Origin of the sequence: Amycolatopsis sp. A1MSW2902, from assembly GCF_017312175.1 — a bacterium.
Lineage (GTDB): Bacteria > Actinomycetota > Actinomycetes > Mycobacteriales > Pseudonocardiaceae > Amycolatopsis > Amycolatopsis nivea.
Window position 1 is genome coordinate 8,461,145 of the sequence record NZ_QJPO01000001.1, and the last position, 24,784, is coordinate 8,485,928.

The 24,784-nt window shown below is 69.8% G+C and carries 25 protein-coding genes and 1 tRNA gene; 14 read left to right on the top strand and 12 right to left on the bottom strand.

Annotation, left to right across the window (positions count from 1 at the left end; genetic code table 11):
• Positions 1–43: 43 nt before the first annotated feature.
• Positions 44–1,723 (bottom strand): GGDEF domain-containing protein, encoded by a 1,680-nt coding sequence (locus tag DMP23_RS39745; protein WP_238604216.1) that lies wholly within the window; start codon positions 1,721–1,723, stop codon positions 44–46.
• Between the two features lie 90 nt (positions 1,724–1,813).
• A tRNA-Gln gene (locus tag DMP23_RS39750) sits at positions 1,814–1,885 on the bottom strand.
• 197 nt (positions 1,886–2,082) lie between these two features.
• On the opposite strand from DMP23_RS39750, the gene DMP23_RS39755 reads away from it, so the two are divergent.
• Positions 2,083–3,042, top strand: coding sequence for an acyl-CoA desaturase (locus DMP23_RS39755; RefSeq protein WP_037820201.1), 960 nt, complete (start codon positions 2,083–2,085; stop codon positions 3,040–3,042).
• 148 nt (positions 3,043–3,190) lie between these two features.
• The gene (locus DMP23_RS39760) at positions 3,191–3,781 is read left to right on the top strand and encodes a TetR/AcrR family transcriptional regulator (RefSeq protein ID WP_134667546.1); all 591 of its coding nucleotides are present in this window, start codon (positions 3,191–3,193) and stop codon (positions 3,779–3,781) included.
• Positions 3,782–3,785: 4 nt separating this feature from the next.
• Here DMP23_RS39760 and DMP23_RS39765 read toward each other — a convergent pair whose 3' ends face one another.
• From DMP23_RS39765 to DMP23_RS39775, 3 genes are read right to left on the bottom strand one after another with little or no spacing between them, the layout of a single operon-like run.
• Complete coding sequence (locus DMP23_RS39765; RefSeq protein WP_134734439.1) at positions 3,786–4,166, bottom strand: VOC family protein; 381 nt, start codon at positions 4,164–4,166, stop codon at positions 3,786–3,788.
• Entirely contained in the window at positions 4,166–4,564 is a 399-nt protein-coding gene (locus DMP23_RS39770; RefSeq protein WP_337824049.1) for an NUDIX hydrolase, read from the bottom strand. Before DMP23_RS39770 ends, DMP23_RS39765 begins: the two co-directional genes overlap by 1 nt.
• Before the next feature lie 10 nt (positions 4,565–4,574).
• Positions 4,575–5,108, bottom strand: coding sequence for a MarR family winged helix-turn-helix transcriptional regulator (locus DMP23_RS39775; RefSeq protein WP_337824050.1), 534 nt, complete (start codon positions 5,106–5,108; stop codon positions 4,575–4,577).
• Positions 5,109–5,139: 31 nt separating this feature from the next.
• Between DMP23_RS39775 and DMP23_RS39780 the strand changes: the two genes are divergently transcribed.
• The gene (locus DMP23_RS39780) at positions 5,140–5,856 is read left to right on the top strand and encodes an SDR family NAD(P)-dependent oxidoreductase (protein ID WP_337824051.1); all 717 of its coding nucleotides are present in this window, start codon (positions 5,140–5,142) and stop codon (positions 5,854–5,856) included.
• Positions 5,857–5,858: 2 nt separating this feature from the next.
• On the opposite strand, the gene DMP23_RS39785 is transcribed toward DMP23_RS39780, so the two are convergent.
• From DMP23_RS39785 to DMP23_RS39795, 3 genes are read right to left on the bottom strand one after another with little or no spacing between them, the layout of a single operon-like run.
• Positions 5,859–7,016: a PQQ-dependent sugar dehydrogenase gene (locus DMP23_RS39785; RefSeq protein ID WP_337824052.1), complete on the bottom strand. Its 1,158-nt coding sequence runs from the start codon at positions 7,014–7,016 to the stop codon at positions 5,859–5,861.
• A gap of 19 nt (positions 7,017–7,035) precedes the next feature.
• On the bottom strand, positions 7,036–7,689 hold the full coding sequence (locus tag DMP23_RS39790; protein WP_037820214.1) for a response regulator: 654 nt from the start codon (positions 7,687–7,689) through the stop codon (positions 7,036–7,038).
• Positions 7,686–8,810: a sensor histidine kinase gene (locus DMP23_RS39795; RefSeq protein WP_078870808.1), complete on the bottom strand. Its 1,125-nt coding sequence runs from the start codon at positions 8,808–8,810 to the stop codon at positions 7,686–7,688. The genes DMP23_RS39790 and DMP23_RS39795 overlap by 4 nt, the downstream gene beginning before the upstream one ends.
• Before the next feature lie 116 nt (positions 8,811–8,926).
• Between DMP23_RS39795 and DMP23_RS39800 the strand changes: the two genes are divergently transcribed.
• Both DMP23_RS39800 and DMP23_RS39805 read left to right on the top strand, forming a co-directional pair.
• A complete protein-coding gene (locus DMP23_RS39800) occupies positions 8,927–9,562 on the top strand; it encodes a class I SAM-dependent methyltransferase (RefSeq protein WP_443111317.1) in 636 nt (211 codons plus the stop codon).
• Positions 9,534–10,040: a DedA family protein gene (locus DMP23_RS39805; protein ID WP_037820220.1), complete on the top strand. Its 507-nt coding sequence runs from the start codon at positions 9,534–9,536 to the stop codon at positions 10,038–10,040. The genes DMP23_RS39800 and DMP23_RS39805 overlap by 29 nt, the downstream gene beginning before the upstream one ends.
• On the opposite strand, the gene DMP23_RS39810 is transcribed toward DMP23_RS39805, so the two are convergent.
• Complete coding sequence (locus DMP23_RS39810) at positions 10,018–10,794, bottom strand: helix-turn-helix transcriptional regulator (protein WP_337824053.1); 777 nt, start codon at positions 10,792–10,794, stop codon at positions 10,018–10,020. The two genes, DMP23_RS39805 and DMP23_RS39810, sit on opposite strands and share 23 nt — an antisense overlap.
• 87 nt (positions 10,795–10,881) lie before the next feature.
• Here DMP23_RS39810 and DMP23_RS39815 point away from each other — a divergent pair, with 87 nt between their 5' ends.
• Both DMP23_RS39815 and mfd read left to right on the top strand, forming a co-directional pair.
• A complete protein-coding gene (locus DMP23_RS39815) occupies positions 10,882–11,823 on the top strand; it encodes an LLM class flavin-dependent oxidoreductase (RefSeq protein ID WP_337824054.1) in 942 nt (313 codons plus the stop codon).
• A 6-nt stretch (positions 11,824–11,829) separates the two neighbouring features.
• Positions 11,830–15,408 (top strand): transcription-repair coupling factor, encoded by a 3,579-nt coding sequence (gene mfd, locus DMP23_RS39820; RefSeq protein ID WP_337824055.1) that lies wholly within the window; start codon positions 11,830–11,832, stop codon positions 15,406–15,408.
• A gap of 406 nt (positions 15,409–15,814) precedes the next feature.
• Here the strand turns inward: mfd and DMP23_RS39825 are convergent, their stop codons facing one another.
• Positions 15,815–16,228 carry a hypothetical protein gene (locus DMP23_RS39825; protein WP_337824056.1) on the bottom strand — a complete coding sequence of 138 codons (414 nt, stop codon included), beginning with the start codon at positions 16,226–16,228 and terminating at the stop codon, positions 15,815–15,817.
• 81 nt (positions 16,229–16,309) lie between these two features.
• Between DMP23_RS39825 and DMP23_RS39830 the strand changes: the two genes are divergently transcribed.
• The 7 genes from DMP23_RS39830 (at position 16,310) to DMP23_RS39860 (ending at position 23,144) form a co-directional block, all read left to right on the top strand.
• Positions 16,310–17,308, top strand: coding sequence for a hypothetical protein (locus DMP23_RS39830; protein WP_337824057.1), 999 nt, complete (start codon positions 16,310–16,312; stop codon positions 17,306–17,308).
• Positions 17,305–18,219: a MazG family protein gene (locus DMP23_RS39835; protein WP_134734430.1), complete on the top strand. Its 915-nt coding sequence runs from the start codon at positions 17,305–17,307 to the stop codon at positions 18,217–18,219. The genes DMP23_RS39830 and DMP23_RS39835 overlap by 4 nt, the downstream gene beginning before the upstream one ends.
• 824 nt (positions 18,220–19,043) lie before the next feature.
• The gene (locus tag DMP23_RS39840; RefSeq protein WP_337824496.1) at positions 19,044–19,598 is read left to right on the top strand and encodes an RNA polymerase sigma factor; all 555 of its coding nucleotides are present in this window, start codon (positions 19,044–19,046) and stop codon (positions 19,596–19,598) included.
• 29 nt (positions 19,599–19,627) lie between these two features.
• On the top strand, positions 19,628–20,416 hold the full coding sequence (locus DMP23_RS39845) for a zf-HC2 domain-containing protein (protein WP_337824058.1): 789 nt from the start codon (positions 19,628–19,630) through the stop codon (positions 20,414–20,416).
• A 21-nt stretch (positions 20,417–20,437) separates the two neighbouring features.
• Positions 20,438–21,241: an ABC transporter ATP-binding protein gene (locus tag DMP23_RS39850; protein WP_337824059.1), complete on the top strand. Its 804-nt coding sequence runs from the start codon at positions 20,438–20,440 to the stop codon at positions 21,239–21,241.
• Entirely contained in the window at positions 21,241–22,581 is a 1,341-nt protein-coding gene (locus DMP23_RS39855; protein ID WP_337824060.1) for a hypothetical protein, read from the top strand. The genes DMP23_RS39850 and DMP23_RS39855 overlap by 1 nt, the downstream gene beginning before the upstream one ends.
• Complete coding sequence (locus DMP23_RS39860; protein WP_337824061.1) at positions 22,581–23,144, top strand: hypothetical protein; 564 nt, start codon at positions 22,581–22,583, stop codon at positions 23,142–23,144. Before DMP23_RS39855 ends, DMP23_RS39860 begins: the two co-directional genes overlap by 1 nt.
• 74 nt (positions 23,145–23,218) lie before the next feature.
• Here DMP23_RS39860 and DMP23_RS39865 read toward each other — a convergent pair whose 3' ends face one another.
• A complete protein-coding gene (locus DMP23_RS39865; protein WP_037820238.1) occupies positions 23,219–23,629 on the bottom strand; it encodes a PPOX class F420-dependent oxidoreductase in 411 nt (136 codons plus the stop codon).
• Positions 23,630–23,633: 4 nt separating this feature from the next.
• Positions 23,634–24,698: an LLM class flavin-dependent oxidoreductase gene (locus DMP23_RS39870; RefSeq protein WP_337824062.1), complete on the bottom strand. Its 1,065-nt coding sequence runs from the start codon at positions 24,696–24,698 to the stop codon at positions 23,634–23,636.
• Between the last annotated feature and the right edge of the window lie 86 nt (positions 24,699–24,784).

Here is a 24,784-nt window from a genome sequence, read left to right on the forward strand (position 1 = left end):
GTCTCCCAACGATTCACCGGTGCGTTGACGAGCACCAACGATCCTACGTGGGGTCCTCAGCGCTCCACGCGGGGTCGGTCGGAGCCGTTTCCCCTGGCCAGCCGCTCGTGCCGTCGCCAGCCATCGAGTTGGCCGACGCGACCTGGTTGCCACCGCCGCGTTTCGCTTCGTACATCGCCGCATCTGCGCGTGCGAGCACCTGTTCGGCCCGCTCTTGCGGACGCAGCGACACCAAGCCAATGGACAACGTCACACCGTGCGATAGGTGATGCGGCAGTGTCGCGACCGATTTGGCCGCGCGGCCGAGCGCCATCTTCGCCGCCGACGCCGGTGCGCCGGGCAGCAGCACGATGAATTCGTCGCCGCCGTAACGGGCCACCACGTCGTCGCCACGCAGAGCGTCGCGCAGAGTGCTTGCGACAACACGCAAAACGTTGTCGCCCTCGGCGTGCGACTGCTTGTCGTTGACGCCCTTGAACCCGTCGAGGTCGACCAGCGCGACCGCGAGCGGCTGGGCGTCCGCCGACGACGCCAGCGCGCGCAGGCGTTCGTCGAGCGCGCGGCGGTTCGGCAGGCCGGTCAGCGGATCCTGCAGTGCCTGCTGGGTGATCGCACCGTGCTCGGCGGAAAGCCGTTCATGCTCGCGGCGCGCATTCAGCGTGGCGATCTGCGATTCGCGCAGCGCCCACATTTCGGTTTCCAGCGCGGTCGCGTAGTCGATCAAAGACTGGCTCGCGGCTTCCGGGTCGAGCCGGGCGAGCTCGCGGGAGAGGGTGAGCCGCATCGACGGCTGCGAGACGTCCTCGGCCAGCACGTCGCGGGACTCGCGCAGCACCTGCAGCGCGTCGGAGCGGCGGCCGGCCGCGTCGAGGCAGCGGGCCAGCGCGATCGCGACCAGTTCCTGCTCGTGCGGGTAGTGGTGGCCGAGATGCATGCCCTGCAACCGTTCGACGTGCTCGGCCGACGGGTCGTGCAGCGCGAGCGCCGCGGCCAGCACGCCGACCTGGTCGACCGCGGACACGCCGATCTTGCGCGGGAACAGCGATTCGGCGAACGGGCCCTCGGCGGCGACCGCCATCGACGCGGCGGTGCGGAACTTCTCCGCCGATTCGTCGTACTGCTCGATCCGCTCGAGCCGGAGACCCCAGCCGAGCAGCATCTTGACCCGGTTCATCAGCTGCAGGGTGATCTCGTGCGGGCTCGCGCTTTCCCGGATCGCCTGGTGCGCGCGGCCGATCACCTCTTCGGCGGCCTCGTAGACGCCGAGCTGGTTGAGCACTATCCAGCAGTCGATGAGCGCCATCGACTGCATGCGGTTCCAGTTGCGGACGCCGACCTGGCGGTCCGGGATCGTGGAGTCGTCGAGGATCGCGAGCGCGCGGGCGATCTCGGTGAGCGCGGCGTCCTCCTGCGCGGCGAGCACCAGCCGGCGTCCGCGCAGCGCGTGCGCGTCCGCGCGCAGCAGCGAAAGGCCGTGCCGCCGGGTGTGCGCGAGCATCTCGTCGAGCCGGGGCTCCGCTTCGGCCGCGAGACCGCGGGTGACGAGCCGGGAGAACGCGGAGGCGCGCAGCAGCTGGGCGACGAGCGTGGGTTCCCCCCGCCGGAGGGTTTCCTCGAGCAGCTCGTCCATGATCTTGACGATCTCGAGCTGGTTTTCGTGTTCCTGGCGCTGAACGGCCGCGATGAGTTCCCGCGCGCGCCCGACCAGCCACGCGTCCGACATTTCGACCAGGGTCGGGCGACGGGTGCCCGCGGGGTCGCTCGGTTCCTCGCTCAGCCGCCCCCACTCCCATCGCCCTCGCCGGATGTGCAGCTCCGCCGCCAGGATTCGAACCTGAACTGTCAGAACCAAAATCTGAAGTGCTGCCGATTACACTACGGCGGATCGGTCCAGGTCAGGATAGCGATGATCGAGGACGGGGGCGCCAGGAGGGGGAGGCGTGCGCCACAGGCCCGTCCCGGGCATCGGGCAATCGGACTTTTCGGGCCTCCACAGCGCCGGAAACCTCCTGTACCGTAACTTACGACACCGTAGGTAAGGGCACCCTTCGCAAGGGGTTGTGAGAGGAAAGAAGTGAGCGCATGACGGCCACCCTCGATCGTTCTCAGTCAGCGGGCGACCCGCCGAAGGGCCCCAAGCCGATCATCGACGGACAGCGCGGGATCGGCGTTCAGCTGTCGGTGTACTTCGGGGTGCTGCTGCCGATCGTGGCGCTGCTGGTCGCGGTTCCGTTCGCCTGGGGCTGGGGGCTGACCTGGACGGACGTCGCGCTCTTCGTCGTGTTCTACGGGATCAGCGGGCTGGGCATCACCGTCGCCTACCACCGCTACTTCACCCACGGTTCGTTCAAGGCCAAGCCGTGGCTGCGCGTCGTGATGGCGATCGCGGGCAGCATCGCGTTGCAGGGCCCGGTGATCACCTGGGTGGCCGACCACCGGCGCCACCACGCGTTCTCCGACCGCGACGGCGACCCGCACTCGCCGTGGGCGTACGGCACCTCGCCGCTGGCCATCGCCAAGGGTTTCTGGCACGCGCACATGGGCTGGCTGTTCGACCGGGACCAGAGCAACCAGGCGCGGTTCGCGCCGGATCTGGTGAAGGACCCGGCCATCCGCAAGGTCGACGACCTGTTCTGGCTGTGGTCGCTGGTGAGCCTGTTCGGGCCGGCGCTGCTGGGCGGCCTGATCTCGTGGTCGCTGTGGGGCGCGGTGACCGCGTTCTTCTGGGCGGGCCTGGTCCGCGTGTGCGTGCTGCACCACGTCACCTGGTCGGTCAACTCGATCTGCCACATGATCGGCGAGCGCCCGTTCGCCGCGCGCGACCGTTCGGCGAACTTCTGGCCGCTGGCGATCTTCTCCTTCGGCGAGTCCTGGCACAACCTGCACCACGCCGACCCGACCTCGGCCCGGCACGGCGTGAAGCGCGGCCAGATCGACATGTCGGCGCGGCTGATCTGGATGTTCGAGAAGTTCGGCTGGGTGCACGACGTGCGGTGGCCGACCCCGCAGCGGCTGGCCCGGATCGCGGCCGAGAGCAAATAACGGTGTGAATGGCAGTGCCGGTCAGTGCCGGTGAGAACCGGCATTGCCCCGCACGACTACCCTGCAGCGAATGGCGGGGAGACGACGGGCGAAACGAGAAGCGGCGGTCACCGGCGCGCGGCCGGCCGCACCGGTCGCCCGGGTGCGCATGACCGGCAGCGAGCGCAGGCAGCAGTTGCTCAACGTGGCACGCGCATTGTTCGCCGAAAAAGGGTTCGACGGCACCTCGGTCGAGGAGATCGCCGCGCGGGCGAACGTGTCGAAACCGGTTGTCTACGAGCACTTCGGCGGCAAGGAAGGCATTTACGCCGTCGTCGTCGACCGGGAAACGCAGCTGCTGCTCGACCGGATGATCTCGACCCTCCACGGTGGACATCCGCGGGTGATGCTGGAGCAGGCGGCCGTCGCGTTGCTGAGCTACGTCGAGGATTCCCACGACGGTTTCCGGATTCTCGTCCGCGATTCCCCGGTCGCCAGTTCCACCGGCACCTTCTCGACGGTGCTCAACGACATCGCGAGCCAGGTCGAGCACATCCTCGCGCAGCAGTTCGCCGCGCGCGGGTATGAGGAGAAGCTGTCCGCGCTTTACGCGCAGGCGCTGGTCGGCATGGTCGCGCTCACCGGGCAGTGGTGGCTGGACGCGCGCAAGCCGAAGCGGGACGAGGTCGCCGCGCATCTGGTGAATCTCGCCTGGAACGGGTTGTCCCACTTGGAGAACAAGCCCCGGTTGCTCGGCTGAGTCCTCAGCTTCCGGACGGCGCGTTGCTCAAATCCACGACGCAGAACAGGTTGCCGTCCGGGTCGGCGAGGACGACGAAGTCCGGCTCGGGCGGGTAATGCGGCCAGTCGACCCGTTGCGCGCCTAGCCCGATGAGCCGTTCCACCTCGGCGCGCTGTTCGTCCGCGGTGTCGGTGTAGAGGTCAAGGTGCAGCCGCGGCAGGGGTTCGGCGGGCGAGTCGCTTCGCATGAGGCCGAGCGCGTGCGCGCCGCCGGGGTGGGCCAGCGTCTTCCACGTCGCACTCGCCCATTCCGGATCCTCGACTAGCCCGAGCGCTTCGCACCAGAACCGCATCGCGCGTTCGACGTCGGCGACTCCGAGCACCGTTGTCCCGAGTCGCAGCATCAGACCAGTTTTCCTTGCGCGTGCAGGTCGTCCAGGATCAGCTGGACCGTCGCCGACACCTGGTCGCGATCGGCGTGGGCGAGCCAGCCGAACGATTCGATCTCGCTGCTCGGCTTCAGTTCGCCGGTGTACTTCGCGGTGTAGCAGGTCATCCGCACCACGACGCCGTCCGCCTTGCCGTGCGCCTGCGCTTCCCAGGTTCCGGCCAGCTGCGCGGAAGCCGGATCCAGCGTCACGCTCAGTTCCTCGGCGATCTCCCGGACCAGCGTCTCGACGTCCGACTCGCCCTCCTCGCGTTTCCCGCCGGGCAGGTACCAGGTGTCCTTGCCCGCCGAGCGCGCGGCGAGCAGCTTGCCGTCGACCACGTGCAGCCAGGCGACTTTGTCGATGGAGGGCATGTCCGCCACCCTACCTCCGCGCCCGCCGGTCGAGGTCCGCGAGCAGGATGCGCAGGAGGTCGGCGAGCTGATCGCGCTGCGCCGGGGACAGCGCGGACACCAGGGTTTCCTCGTGCTCCAGCAGATCTCCGACGGTGTGCTCGATCAGCTCGTGGCCAGCGTCGGTGAGCTCGACGTACACCCCGCGACGGTCCGAAGTGGACTTCACCCGGCGGACGTGCCCGTCGCGTTCGGCACGCGCGGTTTGCTGGGAGATCGCGCCGGGACTGACCCGGCAGCGTTTCGCGAGTTCGCCCGGACTCAGCCGGTACGGCGGCCCGGCCCGGCGCAGCGTGCTGAGCAGGGTGCGGGTGGAGGCGTCCATCCCGAGTTCGAGCATCGTCGCGCGCCGGTCGTCCTCCAGCAGTTTCGCGATGTGCCAGATCCGCGTGATCACGCCGATGGACGACACCGGCGTGCCCGGCCGCTCCCGCAGCCACGCCCGCTGAATCTCGTCCACCTCGTCGCTTGACGGGTTTTCCCCGCCGCCGGTACCGTCGTCCACCAGAGGTACTTTAGCAATAAAGGACGTGGGGATGAATCGGGAAGCGGTAGTAACCGGGGGCGGCACCGGAATTGGGTACGCGATCGCCGCGGCGTTTGCCAGGGCGGGCGATCGGGTCACGATCACCGGGCGGCGCGAGGACGTGCTCACCGAGGCGGCGGCGCTGCTCGGCGCGCGTGCGGTGAGTTTCGACGCGAGCGATCCCGAGGCGGTCGAGGCGGCGCGCGACCAGCTGCCCGAACGGATCGACGTGCTGGTGAACAACGCTGGCGGCAACACGGATTTCCTGCACGAAGACAGCCGAGACTTGAAAGCGCTCGACGCTGCCTGGACGGCCAATCTTCGCGCGAATCTGTTCAGCGCGGCGTTCGTGACGACGGCGCTGCGGGACCGGCTCGCCGACAACGGCCGCATCGTCACGATCGGTTCGATCGCCGGGCACACCGGCGCCGAATCGTACGGCTGGGCGAAAGCCGCGGTGGAGGTGTGGAATACCGAAACCGCCCGGCAATTCGGGCCGCGTGGAATCACGGCGAACATCGTCGCGCCGGGATTGATCGTGGACACCGAATTCTTCCGCGGGAAGCTCTCCGCTGAACGCCAGGAGCGGCTGATCGAGAACACGATGACTAAGCGCGCGGGCAAGCCGGAGGACGTCGCCGAGGTGGTGCGGTTCCTGGCTTCCCCGGAGGCCGGGCACGTCACCGGCCAGGTCGTGCACGTGAACGGCGGCGCGTACGTCGGCTGACCTCAGCCGGGGGTCACGCGCAGCACTTTGTCGTTGCTGCCGTTGGAGGTCGTCACGTACAGCGAGCCGTCGGGTCCGCTTCGGGCCGCGCGCAATCGGCCGAATTTGTCGTTGAATTCCGCGGGCAGCGTCACTCCGGTGACCTTCGCGGCCGCGTCCAGGTGCAGCAGCAGGAGTTTCTGTCCCTTCAGCGCGACCACGACCAGCGCGCCTTCGTTCGCACCCCACTGTTTGCCGGTGAGGAAGGCGTCGCCGCTGGTCGCCTCGGTGATCTGGCCAGTTGTCCACAGTGGACGAACCGCGTCCGGGAACCGCTTGGTGTCGGTCATCGGCACGCTCTCGTCGTAGCTGGGGTCGGTGCCGCCCTTCGACGGATCCCAGCCGTAATTCCCGCCTGGGCGCAGGAGATTCACCTCGTCGTCGAATGCCGGTCCGTGTTCGGAGGTGATCACCTGACCGGTGCCCGGCCGGATCGCGACGCCCTGCACGTTGCGGTGCCCGTAGGTGTAGATCCGGCGCTCGTTCGGGTCGGAGGAGGACAGGAAGGGGTTGCCCGGCAACGGCTCCCCGGTCTTCGCGTTGATCCGCAGCACCTTGCCGCCGAGGCTGTGCCGGTCCTGCGCGACCGTGGACCGCGCGGTGTCGCCGGTGCCGACGAGCAGCGCGCCGTCGGGAGCGAGCGTCGGGCGGCAGCCGGAATGGCGTCCGCTCGGATTCACCGGCAGCCCGGTCAGCAGGTCGCGCACCTTCGCCGCGCTCGCGCCGTCGTCGGCGAGCCGCCAGGTGACGAGCCGGACGTCCACCGCGCGGCCGTTTTCCTGGTGGGTCTGGCAGGTGGTGAACTCGCGCGAGGTCGCGAAGTCCGCCGCCAGCACCAGACCCATCAGGCCGCCTTCGCCCTGCACGAGGACGTCGGAGAAATCGGCGCGCACGTCGGTCGTCCGGCCGTCGCGGACCAGCGCGAGCTTGCCGGGCCGCTGCGGCACGAGGAGCGAACCGTCGGGCAGGAAGGCGACGTCCCAGGCGTGTTCGAGGCCGTCCGCGACCTCCTGCACGGCGAACCGGCCCTGCTCCGGCTTGGCCGGGGCGGGGGCCGAGGCCGGCGCCGCCGAGCAGGCGGCGAGCAGCAGGACCGAGGCGAGCACCGCGACGAGACGCATGGGTCCAGCATGCCCCGATTCAGCCGCCGGGACGTACCAATCCGGATTCATACGCGAATACGACCGCGTGCACCCGGTCGCGCAGCCCCAGCTTGTTCAGCAACCGGCCGACGTGCGTTTTCACCGTCGTCTCGCCGATGAACAGCGTCCCGGCGATCTCGGTGTTCGACAGTCCGCGCGCGATCAGGCCGAGCACGTCCTTCTCGCGTTCGGTCAGCGTCTCCAGTTTCTGCTCGTCCAGCGGCGTCCGGTGCGCGCTGAGATAGCGGTCGAGCAGGCGTTTCGTGACCGACGGCGACACCATCGCGTCGCCGCGCAGCACGCCGCGGATCGCCACCAGCATCTCGTCCGACGGCGCGTCCTTGACCAGGAAGCCGCTGGCCCCGGCGCGCAGCGCGGAGTAGGCGTACTCGTCGAGGTCGAAGGTCGTGATCACCAGGACCGAGGTGTCCGGCAGTTCAGCGCAGATCTGCGCGGTGGCCGCGACGCCGTCGAGCACCGGCATCCGGACGTCCATCAGCACGAGGTCCGGCCGGCGCGCACGGGCGAGTTCGACGGCTTCCGCGCCGTCGCCCGCCTCGGCGACCACCTCCAGGTCGGGTTGGCTGTCGACGATCATCCGCAGCCCGACGCGCACGAGTTCCTGGTCGTCGCAGATCAGCACGGACGTCATGCGGCGTCCGTCCGCAGCGTCGCCGCCACGCGGTAGCCGCCGTCCGGCAGCGCGCCGGTTTCGAGCTTGCCGTGGTACATCGCGACGCGCTGCGCCATGCCGGTGAGCCCGCGCCCGGACCCGGGCAGTCCCGCCGCGGCCGGTTGCCGTCCGCCGGAGTTGGTCACCTCGACGCGGATTTCCGGACCGGCGAAGGCGACCCGGACCCGGCCAGTCGCGTCGGGCGGCGCGTGTTTGAGCATGTTGGTCAAGGCCTCCTGAACGATGCGGTACGCCTGAAGCGCGACGCCGGCGGGCAGGTCGGCGATGTCGCCGTCGACTTCGAGCGTGATGTCGCGGCCGGACTGTGCGACAAGCGTGCGCAACTGGTCGAGCGTCGGCTGCGGAGCACGCGCGGGTTCGCCAGCATGCATCACTTCTAACAGCCGCCGTAGTTCGGCGAGCGCGGAACGGCCGGTTTTGCTGATGGTGTCGAGCGTACGGTCGACAGCGTCCGGATCGTGATGGCGCGCGAGCTTCGCTCCTTCGGCGTTCAGGACGATCACGCTCATGCTGTGTGCGAGTACGTCGTGAAGCTCGCGCGCGATCCGTGTGCGCTCTTCGGCGACTGAAGCGCGACTGCGGGCTTGTTCCTCGGACGCCGCTAGCTCCGCTCGCAACCGTTCTTCTTCGGACAGTTGCTCCTTCGTGCGGAAGAAGGCGCCGAGCGCCCACGCTGCCAGGTACAGCGGCAGTGGGCCGAAGATGGTGAGCGTCGGGTTCAGGGTGTTGGCGCCCCAGGTAAATCCCCAGAAAGTGTCCAGGCCGACGACAGCTACCGCGAAGCCGATGAACCATCTGTCGCCGGCTTTGACGAGTGTGTACAGCATGACTGCCATCGCGAGGTCGCTGCGGCCGCGGTCGTACGCCCAGATCTCGTTCGTATAGACGACAGCGACTCCGATGAGGATCAGGAGCGCGACAGTGCGCGGATAGCGGCGACGCACCAACAGCGGCAGCAGGAACAGCATCGAAACCATGCGGATCGGCCAGGTCGCCTGATCCGCGATGTTGGGACCGAAGGCGGCGAAGACGGCGTACAGCGGCAAGTCGAGCAGCCAACGCTGCTTGCGTCCCCACATCACCAGTCCACGCACGAAACGAACGTAACTCGCGCACGTCGTCGCGCGCGTCGTTCCGGAGGATGGCGGTGGTCCTCCGAGCGGACGACTTTTCCCGCCGACCGAGTCGATCCGCGATGACCGAGCCGCTTCCTACCGTACAAAACATGTCGATTACCAGGGAGTTCTTCCGGCATCCGATGCGTACCGGCGCGATCGCCGCCAGCTCGGCACGGCTGGCCGGAGTGATGACTGCCGGGCTGGGCGTCGAAAGCGCGCACAGCGTCGTGGAGCTAGGGCCGGGAACAGGCGTGTTCACCGAAGCGCTGCTTCGCATCCTTCAGCGCGACGCGCATTTCACCGCGGTCGAAATCAACAGGCACCTCGTACAGGAGCTTCGTGAGCGCTTCCCGTCGCTGCACGTTGCGGAAGGCTCCGCGGAACACGTCGCTGCGTACGTGACCATGCCGGTCGACGTGGTCGTCTCCGGCCTGCCGTGGACAGCCATGCACGCCGCACCACAGGCTGCGGTACTGAATGCCGTCTGCGAAGTGCTGTCGCCACAAGGCCGCTTCACCACCTTCGCGTACGCGCACACCGCCCGGACTCCGCCAGCGCGCCGGTTCGCACGGTTGCTGCGAAGCCGCTTCGCGGTTGTCGAACGCACCAGTGTGGTTTGGCGGAACCTGCCGCCGGCGTACGTGTACCGCGCGGCTTTGCCGGTGCGGTCGGGACTGGACCGCTATGGACAGCCTGCTTCAGCCGCTTCTTGACGCTCCCGCGCCGCTCGTCTACCTGATCTGCGCGCTGGTGATCATGGCCGAGACGGCGCTGCTGCCCGGCATCGTGCTGCCGACGCTGTCCACCTTGCTGCTCATGGGTTTCCTTGTGCAGCGCGGGACTTTACAGCTGTGGCCAGCGCTCACGGTCTGCGTTGTGTCGGCGTTAGCGGGGGACCAGCTCGCGTACTGGGAGGGACGACTGTGGGGTCCGAAGCTGCGACGGTCGCGCGTAGGACAGCGGATCGGCGAAGCGAAGTGGGACAAGGCTGAAGCGACCGTCGCGCGTTATGGCGTGCCAGCAGTCGTCCTAGGGCGGTGCCTCGCGGGCGTACGCACTCTCGTGCCGCGCGTCGCCGGTTCCGCCGGACTGTCGTACCGACGCTTCTTCATCGGAAGCGTGTGCGCGGCAGTGCTGTGGGCGGGGGTGGAGCTGACGATGGGGCAGGTCACCGGGTGGGTCGCGCCTTGAGCAGTTCCGCAGTGGAAGCGTCGGCGGGCAGGAAGGTTTCGAGGCTCAGCTCGGCGACCGTCACGTCGACCGCCGTGGCGAAGTGCGTGATCGCGGTGAGCAAGCGCAGTTCGCCCGCCGAGCTGGACAACTGCAGCGGCACTGCGAACCCGAGGTGGTCGCCGGACGGTTCGCCGGGCGACGGCAGGTAGCCGGTGAGTTCGTCCAGCAACGCCTGATGGCGCGGGTCGGGTCCGTTCGCCAGACCTCGGCGCGGACGTTCGAGCACGTGCTGCGCCCAATCGGCGAAGTTCTGGATCCGCGGCGCCATCCCGCGCGGGTGCAACGCCAGCCGCAGCACGTTGACCGGCGGTTCCAGCAGGTCCGCCGCGACATCCTCGGTGAGCAGGCCGAAGCTGTCGTTCGCCGCGACGAGATCCCCGTAGCGATTCACGACCAGCGCCGGGTACGGCTCGTGCCCGGCGAGCAGCGCGCGCAGCGACTCCAGCACCGGCGTCAGCGCGGGGTCGTCCATCCGGGTTTCGGGGTAGACCGGCGCGTATCCGGCGGTCAGCAGCAAGGCGTTGCGCTCGCGCAGCGGCAGGCCGAGCGCCTCGGCGACGCGCACCACCATGCCCCGGCCGGGAAGGGAACGGCCGCGTTCCATGAAGCTGACGTGGCGCTGGGTCGTCCCGGCTTTCAGCGCGAGGTCGAGCTGGCTGAGCCGACGGTGGGAACGGGCGTCGCGCAAGGCGTCGGCGAACGAAGTGGGCACTGCGCGATTCTGGCCGGTGCTCGTGTCCGCCTGCCATTCCCCGCAGGGAATTGCCGGGACGCCCGGCCGCGCTGGATCGTCGGCGGCGTGGAATTCGGACTTCTTCTTCCTGCCGGACAGGCACAGCTCGAAGCAGGCGGCACCCCGCGTGCCCTCGTCGCATTGGCCCGCGAAGCCGAACGGCTCGGATTCGCGTCGATCTGGGCCGGTGACTCGCTTTCCCGTCCCCGGATCGAACCGCTCACCCTGCTCACCGCGGTCGCGCAGGCCACCGAACGCGTCACCGTCGGCACTGCCGTGCTGCTGCCCGCACACCGCAATCCGGTGCAGACCGCGATGACGCTCGCGTCCGTCGACCTCATCTCCGAAGGACGGCTGGCGGTCGGCGTCGGAGCGGGCTTTCCCGGCTTCAGCGAGCGGGAGTTCGAGCTGGCCGGGGTCGATTTCCGGACGCGGTTCTCGCATCTGGACGACGTCGTCACGCTCTGGCGCGAGCTGTGGACCGGGCAGCCGCAGTCGTTCCACGGCAAGGTGCTGCATTACGACTGGCTGCCGTCGGCGGTCCGGCCCGCGCGCCCCGGTGGTCCGCCGATCTGGCTGGGCGGCGCGACGCCGGCCGCGCTCCGCCGAACCGCGCTGCATTACGACGGCTGGCTCCCGTATCCGCCGGACCCCGCGGACTACGCGTCGGGCCTCGCGACGATCCGCGCCGCCAGCGATCGCCCGGTCACGCCGTCGCTGTTCTTGACGGTCTACGTCGACCCTGACCCGCGCCGCGGCCGTCGCGTTCTGGAGGACTACGCGCAGGCGACCTACCGGCGTCCGTTGGCGCAGACCAGCACCATCCAGGCGACCGTGACCGGCCCGATCTCGGAGGTCGCGGCGACGGTGCGCCGCTACGCAGAGGCCGGAGCGGAGCACGTGCTGCTGCGCGTCGGCTCCCTCGAACCCGGTGCGGTCGAGCAGCAGCTGCCCCTGTTGGCGGAGGTGATCGCCGGGGAGCGAAAACTTGTCGGTGCCGCGACGTAGGCTGGGATGGTGACCGACGCTGTACTGTCCGGACTCCTCCAAGCCATCCTTCCCGACCCGGCGCTGCGCGGCGTTGTCGAGCGCGCCGGGGCCCCACTGCTCGAACTGCAAGGCGCTGTCGCCGTACGGCAGCTCGTGGCCGCCGCGCTGGCCGAAGACCCCGAGCGCGGCGGCGCGGGCCGTCCGGTGCTGGCCGTCACCGCCACCGGACGCGAGGCCGACGAGCTCACCGCGTCGCTCGGCGCGCTGCTCGGCCCCGATCGCGTGGCCGACTTCCCGTCCTGGGAGACGCTGCCGCACGAGCGCCTTTCGCCGCGCGCGGACACGGTCGGGCGGCGGCTGGAAGTGCTGCACCGGCTGCACACCGGAGACGACGAACTGCGGGTCGTGGTCGCGACCGTGCGCAGCCTCATCCAGCCGATGGCGCCCGGGCTCGGCTCGCTCGCGCCGATCGACCTGGTCGTCGGCGAGGAACAGAGCTTCGAGGACCTGCTCGAACGGCTTGTCGAGCTGGCGTACACGCGCGTGGACATGGTCGAGAAGCGCGGCGAGTTCGCGGTCCGCGGCGGCATCCTCGACCTGTTCGGGCCCACCGCGCAGCATCCGGTCCGCGTCGAGTTCTGGGGCGACGAGGTCAGCGAGATCCGCGCGTTCGCGGTGTCCGACCAGCGCTCGCTGCCCGGCGAGATCCAGCGGGTCACCGCGCCGCCGTGCCGCGAGCTGCTGCTCACGCCGGACGTCAAGGAGCGCGCGGCGGAGCTCGCCACCACGTACGAGGCCGACGCGCACCTGGCCGAAATGCTCACCAAGCTGTCCGGCGGCATCCCGGTCGAGGGCATGGAAGCGCTCATCCCGGTGCTCTGCGAAGGCGAGCTGGCGCTGCTCACCGACGCGATGCCGCAGGGCAGTCACGTGCTGCTGGCCGATCCGGAGAAGATCCGCGCCCGCGCCGCCGACCTCGTCCGCACCGGGCAGGAGTTCCTCGAGGCCTCCTGGACCACCGCCGCGGCGGGCGGGCAGGCCCCGATCGACCTCGGCGCGTCGGCGTACCGCGATCTGGCCGAGATCGCGTCGCACGCGCAGGAGACGAAGCGCCCGTGGTGGACGCTCACCCAGCTGACCAGCGAAGACCCGGATGTCTACCGCGTCGGCATCGAGCCGGCGCCCGCCTACCGGGGCGAGCTGGAACGCGCGATGACCGACCTGCGCGCGCACCTCGCGTCCGGCGGCACCGGCGTGCTCGTCGTCGCCGGGCAGGGCACCGCCAGCCGCGCGGTCGAGCAGCTGATGGCCGCCGAGGTCCCGGCGAAACACGTCGAGGTGCTCGCCGACGTCCCGCCGGCCGGCGTCGTCACGGTCACCTGCGGCGGGCTCGCGGAGGGCTTCGTCTCGCCGGAGCGCGCGCTCGTGGTGCTGTCCGAGGCCGACCTGACCGGCCGCGGCGCCACCGCCGGATCGTCCACAAAGGACTTGAACACCAAGATGCCGTCGCGCCGCCGCGGCGCGGTCGACCCGCTGGCGCTCAAGGCGGGCGACTACGTGGTGCACGACCAGCACGGCATCGGCCGGTTCGTGGAGATGGTGCAGCGCACGGTCGCCGGCGCGACGCGCGAGTACCTGCTGCTGGAGTACGCGTCGTCCAAGCGCGGTCAGCCCGGGGACAGGCTGTTCGTGCCCACCGACCAGCTCGACGAGGTGTCCCGCTACGTCGGCGGCGAACTGCCCACGCTCAACAAGCTCGGCGGCTCGGACTGGAAGAACACCAAGGCACGGGCCAAAAAGGCGGTCAAGGAGATCGCCGCGGAACTGGTGCAGCTCTACGCCGCCCGGCAGGCCGCGCCCGGGCACGCGTTCGGCGCGGACACGCCGTGGCAGTCCGAGCTGGAAGACGCCTTCCCGTTCACCGAGACCAACGACCAGCTCGCGGCCATCGACGAGGTCAAGTCGGACATGGAACGCGGCGTCCCGATGGACCGGGTGATCTGCGGCGACGTCGGCTACGGCAAGACCGAGATCGCGGTGCGCGCGGCGTTCAAGGCGGTGCAGGACGGCAAGCAGGTGGCCGTGCTCGTGCCGACCACGCTGCTCGCGCAGCAGCACCTGAACACGTTCACCGAGCGCATGCGGTCGTTCCCGGTCACCATCAAGGGCCTTTCGCGGTTCACGCACAAGGCCGAATCGGACCGGATCCTCGAACAGCTCGCCGACGGCGAGGTCGACATCGTCATCGGCACGCACCGGCTGCTGCAGACCGGCATCCGCTACAAGGACCTCGGCCTCGTGATCGTCGACGAGGAACAGCGGTTCGGCGTGGAGCACAAGGAACACATCAAGGCGCTGCGCACGCACGTCGACGTGCTGACGATGTCGGCGACGCCGATCCCGCGCACGCTCGAGATGTCGCTGGCGGGCATCCGCGAGATGTCGACCATCCTCACCCCGCCGGAAGACCGGCACCCGATCCTGACCTACGTCGGCGCGTACGACGACAAACAGGTCGGCGCGGCGGTCCGGCGCGAGCTGCTGCGCGACGGCCAGGTGTTCTACGTGCACAACCGGGTGTCGTCGATCGAGAAGGCGGCGAAGCGGATCCGCGAGCTGGTGCCGGAGGCGCGCGTCGTCACCGCGCACGGGCAGATGAACGAGGACAAGCTCGAAAAGATCATCCAGGGGTTCTGGGAGAACGAGTACGACGTCCTCGTCTGCACCACGATCGTCGAGACCGGCTTGGACATCTCCAACGCCAACACGCTGATCGTGGAACGCGGCGACATGCTCGGCCTCGCCCAGCTGCACCAGCTGCGCGGCCGGGTCGGGCGCGGCCGCGAACGCGGGTACGCGTACTTCCTGTACCCGCCGGAAGCGCCGCTCACCGAAACCGCGCACGACCGGCTCGCCACCATCGCGCAGAACACCGAACTCGGCGCGGGCATGGCGGTCGCGATGAAGGACCTCGAAATCCGCGGCGCGGGCAACATCCTGGGCGCGGAACAGTCCGGGCACATCGCGGGCGTCGGATTCGACCTGTACGTCCGGCTAGTCGGCGAAGCGGTCGAGGCCTTCCGGCGGCACGCGGGCGCGGAGCCGGCGGAGGACGAGGAACTGGCCGAAGTCCGCGTCGACCTGCCCGTGGACGCGCACATCCCGCACGACTACGTCCCCGGCGAACGGCTGCGGCTGGAGGCATACCGCAAGATCGCCGCAGCTCCGGACACTGCGGCCCTCGACGCGGTACGCGAGGAACTGGTCGACCGCTACGGCCAGCCACCCGCCCCGGTCACCCGGCTGCTCGCAGTCGCAGCGTTCCGGCACGCCTGCCGCGCCGCGGGCGTCACCGAGGTCGCGGCACAAGGCAACACGATCCGGTTCGCACCGCTGCCGTTGATGGACTCGCAGCTGGTGCGGCTGAAACGCTTGTACCCCAAGGCGTTGTACAAGGCGATCACCAACACGGTGTCGGTGCCGAAGCCGACCGAAGGCGCAGCCGGCGGCCGAATGGGCGCGCCGGTGCTGCGGGACCAGGAACTGCTCGACTGGTGCACGAAGCTGTTGGCGCAGTTGACGAAAACTCCAGCCGCGGTGTGAGCGCTGCGGCGTGCCTCGCCTGATCCGCCGCCGCTGCCCGCGGCGGTCTCGATGGCGAGGCACCGCCGCGGCACTCGGGCTCCCGAACCGCGGACCTAACCCCGAGCGGTTTCGGCCGGACGAGGTTCCGCCGCTCTGGCCGCGGCGTGCTTTCCGTGGCCAAGCGTCAGCTAGCCGAAACCCCGGCGGTTGCGCCGTGGTCAGCCGCAGTGCCACGTCCTCCTGCGGCGTAGGCAGTGCCCCGCGTCCGGACATCGGCAACGGCCGCGGATGTCGCGGCACCCGGGCTCCCGAACCGCCGCCGCGGGCCTCGCTCACCGTGCTGCCGTACGAAATCGGCGCGCGCGGCGGTCCCCCTGGCGAGCTTCCGCCGCTCTGGCCGCGGCGTGCTTTCCGTGGCCAGGCGTCAGCTGGCGGAGCAGACCTCGAGCCCCGGCGGTTGCGCCGTGGCCAGCCGCAGCGCCACTTCCTCCTGCGGCGTAGGCAGTGCCCCGCACCCGGACATCGGCAACGGCCGGGGATGTCGCGGGACCCGGGCTCCCGAACCGCCGCCGCGGCCCGGATACACAAGCAAGCCGCGTTCCGGATCCGGCACCGCGTCGAGGGCGGCGGTCACCGCGGGCAGGTGCCGGAAGCGATCTCGTGCCTGCTCCGACGCGAACTCGATCTCCAGCGTCACGCCCCAGCGATGGACGTGCCACGTCCACTGCTCGGCACCGTGGGTCAGCGCGGCCTCGGTCAGACGGTCGCCGTGAGCACGTTGCCACGCGCTCGCCGCGAAGGCCCCGTCGAGGACTTCGATCGACAACCAAGAGTCCATATGTCGACAATAGCCCGCTGAATGCCTCGATGGTGTTGCGTTTCGAGGCCATGTGAGAGGGTAGGGCCTGTGATGCGGATCATGGGGCGCCGCCGTGCGCTGGGCGCCGTTCTCGCCGGAGCTTTCCTCCTCGCCGGATGCGGTACCGGCCCCAGTCAGGTGGGCATGGCCGCGGTCGTCGACGGTCAGGTCACCACCATCGACCAGATTCAGGCGCTGCTCGACCGCGCCGTGCAGGAGCAGCCGTACGCCCGGCAGCTCGCGTCGCGGCACCAGCTCGACCTCGTCGGGCGCGAGATCGTCCGGCAGACGCTGCTGCACGAGGTCGTCGAGAAGGCCGCGCAGAAGGAAGGCATTGCCGTCGACGAGGCCACCGTCAGCGAGGCCATGCAACAAGATCCGCTCGCGTCGCCGGTGCCCGAGGCCGTCACGCAGGACCAGTCCGCGGCCGTCACCCAGCTCGTCTGGCGGCTGCGCGATCACCGCGAGGCCATCACCGACCAGTACCTGCAGCAGCGGATCGCGCTGAAGTACCTCCCGACGCTCTCGGTGAACTTCGACTACACCAGCATCGGCGCGCCGACCTCGGAGAGCCAGGCCCCGTCGATCGATCCGAAGGCCGCGCGCAGCCAGGCCATCGCCAAGGCCGAGGAGTACGCGAGCGACCCGGGCAAGATCCAGGCCGACATCCAGAGCGGCGCGCAGGGCAACGTGGGCCAGCAGGCTCCCGCGCTGTCGTCGCCGCAGGACGCCGCGACCGTGCTGTTCGGCGTGCCCGCGAACACCGCGATCGCGTTCCAGCCGAACCCGGCGAGCGCGCCGACCTGGTGGGTCACCGCCGTGGTGCGGAAGCGGACGACGGACGCGAAGGTCGCCACCGACCAGGTCCAGCAGCCGACCGCGGCTCAGCTGGGTGCGATCGGCGTGCGGATGCTTCAGCCGTACGTTGGCAACGTGGACTTCAAAATCAACCCGCGCTACGGCGTGTGGGACGCAGTCGGCATGAACCTCGCCCCCAGCGCGGCCGAGGTGACGGGCGTGGCCGTGCCGCTGCGCGGCGGTGCCCCGGCGCAGCAGTGACCGGCACGGTAATCCTGGTCCGCGGCGCGACCCTGCCCGCGGCCGCTCTGCCCCTGCTTCGCACCAGTGCCGTGTACGCCGCGACCGACGTCGACCCCGCGCAGTTCGGTGTCCCGCCGGTCGGTGAGTCCTTCGCGGACATCGTGCTGCTAGCCGCTTCCCGCACCGAACCGACCGCGGCCGCCATGCTCGCCGCCGGTGCCCGGTTGATCGAAACCCCCGTGCCCCCGCTCGTCGAAGCGGTCGAGGTCATGGACCGCCTGCGCTCACCCGGCGGCTGCCCGTGGGACGCCCGGCAGACGCACGAATCCCTCCGCCAGTACCTGGTCGAGGAAACGTACGAACTGCTGGAAGCCATCGAGGACAACGACCGCACGGCCCTGCGCGAGGAACTGGGCGACGTCCTGCTGCAGGTCTTGTTCCACGCCCGCGTAGCCGCCGAACACGGCCGCGCGCCCTTCACCATCGACGATGTTGCCAGCGACCTGGTGGACAAACTGGTAGGCCGCCACCCCAACGTCTTCGCCGACGCGGCCCGCATCGCCTCGGCGGAGCACCAGGAACTGAAGTGGGAAGAGCTGAAACAGGCCGAGAAGCAACGAAAGTCCATTGTGGACGGCGTCGCACTGGGCCAGCCCGCGGTCGCCCTGGCCGGAAAACTGGGCCAGCGCAGCGGCCGGGCAGGCATCCCGCTGGACCTGTTCCCGCAAGACTCCTCGGCCCCAGCCCAACTCTTCCGAACAGCAGCCACCGCCCGCCGGGGCGGCTTGGACCCCGAAGGCGAGTTGCGGGCGGTAGCGAAGCAGTTCGCCCGCGACATCCGCGCGGCGGAGACGGCCGCCCGGAAAGCCGGGGTCGAACCGACGACGCTGGAGGCTGAAGGCTGGCGGAAGTTCTGGCCTTCGGCTTGAGCCGGTTTCGCTGCACTGCTTGAGTTTTGCGGCGAGAGCGTGATCGACGGCTGGCGGGTTTGCCGTGAATGTCGCGCGCTGCTTGCTTTCTCCTGGGCCTGATGAGCGTCTGGTGCGCGGCTTGCTTTCCTCGGGGCCCGCTGCGATCCTCGCCCGTGCCGTGCCGTGCCGTGCCGTGCCGTGCCGTGCCGTGCCGTGCCGTGCCGTGCCGTGCCGTGCCGTGCCGTGCCGTGCCGTGCCGTGCCGTGCCGTGCCGTGCCGTGCCGTGCCGTGCCGTGCCGTGCCGTGCCGTGCCGTGCCGTGCCGTGCCGTGCCGTGCCGTGCCGTGCCGTGCCGTGCCGTGCCGTGCCGTGCCGTGCCGTGCCGTGCCGTGCCGTGCCGTGCCGTGCCGTGCCGTGCCGTGCCGTGCACCAGCTGCTCATGCCCCTTGCCCGGAGTCCGCTAATGACGACGCGGCTTCCAACCGGCATCAACACTCCCGAGAACCCAGCCGTGCACTGCCAGCCCCTCACTCCTGCGCGCCCTCTGCTCGCGCGCATCCCACGCACCCGCGCTCACCTGCGCCGTTGCAACCACCAGGCTTTCCCCAGCCACGCCGCCCGTGCCAAAGCTCCCCACTCAACCCCGCACGCCACTCCGGCTTCTCGCACGTCGGCCGCCCCCCCGCCGAATAGCCACCCTCACTCGAACGACGGAGCCCCGCCCCATCCACCCACACCCCCACCACCCCCGCGCCACGATGATGTCCGGCAGTCCGATGAGAAATGTGACACAGATCACTCATTTCAGAGAACCGTAAGCGCGGAGGTGGCGTCTTGCCGGGTGTGAAGCACAAGCCACCCAGGGAGCCGGACGAGGAACGCCTCCTCCGGCGCACCGCCCGCGGTGATCGTGCGGCGTTCGAAGAGCTCTACCGCCGCACCTCGCCGTGGCTCGCGATACGCCTGCGGCACCGCTGCTCCGATGACCAGATCATCGCGGAGGTGATGCAGGAGACCTACCTCGCCGTGTGGCGCGCCGCGGGTTCGTTTGCGGGCGTCGTCGCCGGTGGTTCCGCCGTGGGCTGGGTGTGGACGATCGCGGTGCGCCGCCTCATCGACGCGTTCCGGCGGCGGGCGCATCACGCGCATCCGCCTCCCGGGGTGCACGAGTCGCTGTCCGCGCCCGCCGCCGAGGAGGAGGCGCTGGCGAGCACGGTCGGCGATTCGGTGGGCGACGCCTTGCGCAATCTCGCGCCCGAACTGCGCGAGGTCCTGCAAGCCATGGCGCTCGACGGATTGTCGGTACGGGAAACCGCGATCCTGCTCGGCCTGCCCGAGGGCACGGTCAAAACCCGGGCCCGCCGCGCCCGGATCGCGATGCGGGAGGCGTTGTCGTGAAACCAGGACTGTCTGAAGGAGGTCAAGCCATGAACCACGTATCCGACCGGATGCTCGCCGGCTACGTCGCCGGCCAGGACCTGCCGGGCGACGAGGCATGGGCGATCGAAGGGCACCTGGAGAACTGCGCGCAGTGCCGGGCGCGGCTCGCCGGCGCGTCCACCGCCGAGGTGACCGGTCTGCTCGACACCGTGTGGGCCGGGCTGGAACCGGACCTCGCCCAGGCACCGCAGCCGATGCCGCGCCGGGCCGCGGCGTGGCTGCATTGCTGGGCGACTCCGGTGATGATGCCGTGGTTGTTGATGGTCCTCGTGGTCGGCGCGCTGTCGGTCTACCTCGACCGGTCACTGCACGACGGGCTGTCGTTCGTGCAGTTGCTTTCCCCGGTGCTGCCGGTCTTCGGGGTGGCGGCGGCGTGGACGCGCGGGCTCGATCCGTCGTACGAACTCACCGCGGCCACCCCGCGCGCCGGGCTGGAGCTGATCCTGCGCCGGACCACGGCGGTCGTGGTGCCGGTGCTGGCGGTGCTGCTCGCCGCCGGCTGGCTGGTCGGCGCGCGGATGGGATTCGGGCTGCTGCCGAGTCTCGCGTTCACCACGGGGACTCTCGCGCTCGGCACGTTCATCGGCGTCGCCTGGGCGGCGTCGATCCTGGTCGGCCTGTGGCTCGGCGCGCTGGTGGTGCCGAGCGTCGCGTTCGGGAGTTCGGTCCTGCTGCAGGACGTCGCCTGGCCGGGCTGGCTGGCGGCCGCGGTCGTCGCGACCGTGTTCGTAGTGCTTCGCCGGAACACCTTCACGCAGCTTGCTGCGCATCACTGACGGAAACGAGAGGGGACACCGATGCGGGCTGTGGAAGCCGCCGAGGTCGCTCCGGCGACCTACGCCTGGGAAATCCAGGCACAGGGACTGAAAGTGCGGGTCGGCCGCAAAAAGATGGCGGTCGACGGCCTCGACCTCGCGCTCGGTATGGGCGTGCACGGGCTGCTCGGGCCGAACGGTGCGGGCAAGACCACCTTGATCCGCACCCTGGCCACGGTGCTGCGGCCGACGGAAGGCAAGCTGGCGCTGCTCGGAGAGCCCGTCGGGGGGCACTTCGACCAGCGCGGCCTGCGCCGCCGGATCGGCTATCTGCCGCAAACCTTCGGGTACTACAAGCGGTTTACCGTCCGCGAGTTCGTCGAATACATGGCGTGGCTCAAGGAAATGCCCAAGCGCGAGGTGCCGGGCGCGGTCCAGCGCGCGATCGAACGGGTCGGTCTCGCCGAACGCGCCGGGGACAAAATGAAGACCCTGTCCGGCGGCATGATCCGCCGGGTCGGCATCGCGCAGGCGATCGTGAACGACCCGGTGGTCCTGCTGCTCGACGAACCCACCGCCGGGCTCGATCCGGCGCAACGGCTGCGTTTCCGGGAGCTGCTGCAGGAAATCGGCAGGGACGCGTGCGTCGTCGTGTCCACCCACCTGGTCGAAGACGTCGCCGCGGCGTGCTCGGACGTCGTCCTGTTCGCCGGCGGGAAGCTGGTTTTCCAAGGCACGCCAGCCGATCTGGCCGCGGCGGGCGGCGAGGCGGACGTCGGCGACAGCCCGATCGAGCGCGGCTATTCGGCGCTGCTCGGCCACGCACAGGGAAAGGGGTCCTGGTGATGAGCGTGTTCCGGATCGAACTCCGGCGCACCGTCGCGCCCTGGGTTCCCGTCGCGATGCTCGTGGTCAGCCTGGGACTGCTGCTGTTCTCGCGCGGGCCGTGGAGCCACGGTTCCGCAGCCTGGAACGAGACCTGGCTGACTGCGGTGCGGTGGCCTCGCTATCTGCTGGTGCTGATGTGGCCGATCATCGTCGGAGCCGCGGCGATCCAGGGCATGCGAGATGCTCGCGCGGGTGTCGTCGAACTGTTCGGCTCCACGCCCCGGCCAGCCGGGCAGCGAGCCGCCATGCTCGGCCTGGCCCTCGGTCTCGCCGCAGCCGTGGGCTACCTGGTGCTCGTCGCCGCCGGGGTCGGGCAGGTCGTGGCGAAGGGCGGACTGTTCACCACGGCATGGGTGACGCAACTGGTGCTCGGGGTGCTGTCCGTGCTCGCCGGTGTCGCGCTCGGGCTCGGCGTCGGGCGGCTTCTGCCGTATCCGATCACCGCACCGGCGCTGGCCGTGCTCGTGCTGGCAGGCGGCCTCTTCACGCAGGTGTCGGGGGTGAACGGGGTAGCGTCGAACGCGGTGGCGTTGCTGGGGATCGGGCAAGTGGCGCCGCATGGCCCGTTCGATCTGCCGAAGCCCGCGGTGGAGATCGGGCAGCTGGCCTGGCTGCTCGGGATCGCCGCGGCCGGAATCGTGCTGCTGCTGGCCCGTTCGGCGCGGATCCGGGTGCTCGCGCTGCTCCCAGTGGGGGCCGGGCTGGCGGTGGCTTTGCCGCTCTTCCCCGCGTCGTCGGCCGAAAACTACGTCCCGGACGAGGCGGCGGCCGCTCTCGTCTGCGACGGTCCGGTATGCGTGACGCGCTTGCACGAGGACTGGTTGTCCACTGTGGTCGGTCCAGGCAAGGAAGTCTTGCAGCGCCTGGAGAAGCTGCCGCAACACCCGACTCGGGTAGTGGAATCGACAGAGCCGTACCGGGACAACAAGGTGGGCCCGCGAGATCCGTCCCGGGTGCTGCTGCAGAAGGACAACTACGTGTTATCCGACAAAAGCGGCCCCCGCCTCACCATGACGCTGCTTAGCGGTGCCGGGACAACGCAATGTCACGCGGCGTCCTACGGAGGTGAGCGAAACGACCGGGAGGACGCTGCGCGCTGGGTAATGGCGCAGTGGCTGGCCGGCTCGTACTCTCCGCCGTCTTCGTACGTTGCGCCTCAGGCATGGACGGACTCAGCGTGGGCAGCCCTCAAAGCAGTACCAGAGCCGGAGCAGACCGCCCGCGTGGCCGCCGCTCGGCAACTGGAACTGACCTGCACCGGTGACCCGCTGAAGGTCCTCATGGAAGGTGCCCGCTGATGCGGTGGACAGCGCTGTACGCGCGTTCGCGCCACCTCGCAGCGTCGCTGGCGGCGGTGTTGCTCTGCGCCGTCGTTCTCCCGCCGCTGCTGGGCGACAACTGGGCGACGCTCTTCGCGACCTTCACCCTCGGTGCCGCGGTCGCGGTGGCAGGCGTGGGTCTCAGCGGACAGGACATCGACCTGGACCGCACGGCCTCTTTCCGCTGGCCGCCCCGACGGCTCGGGCACCTGCTGCTGATCGGTGCGGTTGCCGGTGGAGTAATGATTGCGGCACAAGGCTTTGTCGACCATCCCATGGAATCCGGCTGGATCCTCCGCAACGCGGCCGGGCTCATCGGGCTGACGGGGCTGGCGGCCACGTTGTTCGGCGGCCAGTTCGGCTGGACGCTGCCCTTGGGGTGGGCGATGACGGCGATATTCGTCCCGAGCGCCGTCGGCCAGGCCTACGACTTCGTGGCTTGGCCGATGGCGACGGCAGCCTCCGCCACGGCGTGGTGGACGGCCGGCCTGCTGTTCGCGGTCGGAACGGCGGCGTACACGGTGGCGGGTGCGCGCAGATGAACCAGCGGAACGTCGAGCCGGGCGCAGTCCCGTCCCTCCCCCGGGCAGGGGCGGGACTGCGGACCGGCGCGGCGTCAGACGTTCCGGTTGTTCGGCTTCACCTCCAGCGGCTCGCGGTCGGGATCTTCGATGCCGAGGCTGATGATGCGTTGCGGGTGAATGCGGATGACGGCTCCGTCGAGGTGGCCGTCCGGTTCGAAGGCGTCCGGCACCGCTTCCGCCCGGCCGCGGATCTCCAGGCAGCGGATGCGCATGGGGCTCGTCGAGGGCTGGTCGTCGATCACGATGGCGACCTGGCCGTTGTCCTCGACGTTGCGGTATTTCCGGCTTTTCGTGAGGTGGTACCCGGAGACGTCGATGGTCTGCGTCTCCGGGTTCCAGGTGAACGCGACCGGGCTGACCTGCAGAGTTCCGTTCGGCTGCTGAGTGGCGACCCGGGCCAGCGGCTGGGTGGCCAGGTAGGTGAGTTCCGCTTCGGTGAACATGCACCTACCGTGCAAGTTCAAGCTTGCTTGAAGTCAAGCGCACGCGGGGAATCACGTGCTCGGCGAACCGCCGCATCTCCGCTTCGAAGGGCTGAAATTGCAGCATAAACGTCTCGATTCCCAGGTCAGCCCACTCGCGGATCCGCCGGGCGACGGTGTCGTAGCTGCCGACCAGACCGGCTGCGGTGCCGCCGTTCGTGCCGATGTGCGGGTACTTCGCGAACGTCTGGAACATCACCGCCTTCGGATCGGCGTCCGCGACCAGCGCCTCCCACCGCGCCTTGCCCGCCTCCGCCAGTTCCCACAGCGCCGCCAGTTCCGCTTCCGCCTCGGCGTCGGTTTCGCGGGCCACCACGAACGCGGACAGTCCAAATCGGACTGGCGCACCGGCGCGCGGTCGGGCGGCGACGTCCGCGATCAGTTCGGCGACGTTCTCCTTCGGCTGCCCGTTGATGAACCACACGTCGGCCTTGTCCGCGACCAGCGCCCGCGCCGGGTCGGATTCGCCGCCGACGTACACGGTCGGCGCCGAACCAGCGGGTCGCAGCCGATACCCGTCGACCTGGAAATGCTTGCCCTCGAACGAAACCCGCTCGCCGGCCAGCAGCTCGCGCACGACGCTGATCCATTCGCGGCCGTACTCGTACCGCTCGTCGTGCTCGGCGAAGGGAATGCCCGCCCGCGCCAGCTCCGGCTTGTACCAGGCGTTGACGAGGTTCAGCCCGAACCGGCCGCCGCTGATCTCCTGGATCTGCAGGGCCTGTTTCGCCAGCACCACCGGGTGCACGAGATACGGCTTGATCGCCGCGATGATCTCGATCCGCTCGGTGAGCGCGGCGAGCGCCGCCGCGGACGTCCACGTCTCCAGCTGGTCCAGTTCGTCGCCGAACGGGTTAACGACGTGCTGCGCGATGAGCGTCGAATCGAAGCCGAGCCGGTCGGCCTCGACGATCAGCCGCCGGTTGCGCTCCCAGCTGGCGTCCACCGGATCGTCCGGATGATCGAACGGGCCCCACGACCCGTAGACGACCGCCCACACCCCGAACCGCGGCTGTGCCACAGCGACCACGACCGAACTCCTCACCTCGCGCGGATGAACGCGGTCACCGTCGCCTGCCCGGAAGGCACCGGCAACCGGTCCCACGCAGTGGCGGG

Bases quoted from the DNA above. Each gene is read 5' to 3' on its own strand.
- DMP23_RS39745 (WP_238604216.1), bottom strand. From the start codon at position 1,723: ATGTCGGACGCGTGGCTGGTCGGGCGCGCGCGGGAACTCATCGCGGCC.
- DMP23_RS39755 (WP_037820201.1), top strand. From the start codon at position 2,083: ATGACGGCCACCCTCGATCGTTCTCAGTCAGCGGGCGACCCGCCGAAG.
- DMP23_RS39760 (WP_134667546.1), top strand. From the start codon at position 3,191: ATGACCGGCAGCGAGCGCAGGCAGCAGTTGCTCAACGTGGCACGCGCA.
- DMP23_RS39765 (WP_134734439.1), bottom strand. From the start codon at position 4,166: ATGCTGCGACTCGGGACAACGGTGCTCGGAGTCGCCGACGTCGAACGC.
- DMP23_RS39770 (WP_337824049.1), bottom strand. From the start codon at position 4,564: ATGCCCTCCATCGACAAAGTCGCCTGGCTGCACGTGGTCGACGGCAAG.
- DMP23_RS39780 (WP_337824051.1), top strand. From the start codon at position 5,140: ATGAATCGGGAAGCGGTAGTAACCGGGGGCGGCACCGGAATTGGGTAC.
- DMP23_RS39785 (WP_337824052.1), bottom strand. From the start codon at position 7,016: ATGCGTCTCGTCGCGGTGCTCGCCTCGGTCCTGCTGCTCGCCGCCTGC.
- DMP23_RS39790 (WP_037820214.1), bottom strand. From the start codon at position 7,689: ATGACGTCCGTGCTGATCTGCGACGACCAGGAACTCGTGCGCGTCGGG.
- DMP23_RS39795 (WP_078870808.1), bottom strand. From the start codon at position 8,810: ATGTGGGGACGCAAGCAGCGTTGGCTGCTCGACTTGCCGCTGTACGCC.
- DMP23_RS39800 (WP_443111317.1), top strand. From the start codon at position 8,927: ATGACCGAGCCGCTTCCTACCGTACAAAACATGTCGATTACCAGGGAG.
- DMP23_RS39805 (WP_037820220.1), top strand. From the start codon at position 9,534: ATGGACAGCCTGCTTCAGCCGCTTCTTGACGCTCCCGCGCCGCTCGTC.
- mfd (WP_337824055.1), top strand. From the start codon at position 11,830: ATGGTGACCGACGCTGTACTGTCCGGACTCCTCCAAGCCATCCTTCCC.
- DMP23_RS39825 (WP_337824056.1), bottom strand. From the start codon at position 16,228: ATGGACTCTTGGTTGTCGATCGAAGTCCTCGACGGGGCCTTCGCGGCG.
- DMP23_RS39830 (WP_337824057.1), top strand. From the start codon at position 16,310: ATGGGGCGCCGCCGTGCGCTGGGCGCCGTTCTCGCCGGAGCTTTCCTC.
- DMP23_RS39845 (WP_337824058.1), top strand. From the start codon at position 19,628: ATGAACCACGTATCCGACCGGATGCTCGCCGGCTACGTCGCCGGCCAG.
- DMP23_RS39850 (WP_337824059.1), top strand. From the start codon at position 20,438: ATGCGGGCTGTGGAAGCCGCCGAGGTCGCTCCGGCGACCTACGCCTGG.
- DMP23_RS39855 (WP_337824060.1), top strand. From the start codon at position 21,241: ATGAGCGTGTTCCGGATCGAACTCCGGCGCACCGTCGCGCCCTGGGTT.
- DMP23_RS39860 (WP_337824061.1), top strand. From the start codon at position 22,581: ATGCGGTGGACAGCGCTGTACGCGCGTTCGCGCCACCTCGCAGCGTCG.
- DMP23_RS39865 (WP_037820238.1), bottom strand. From the start codon at position 23,629: ATGTTCACCGAAGCGGAACTCACCTACCTGGCCACCCAGCCGCTGGCC.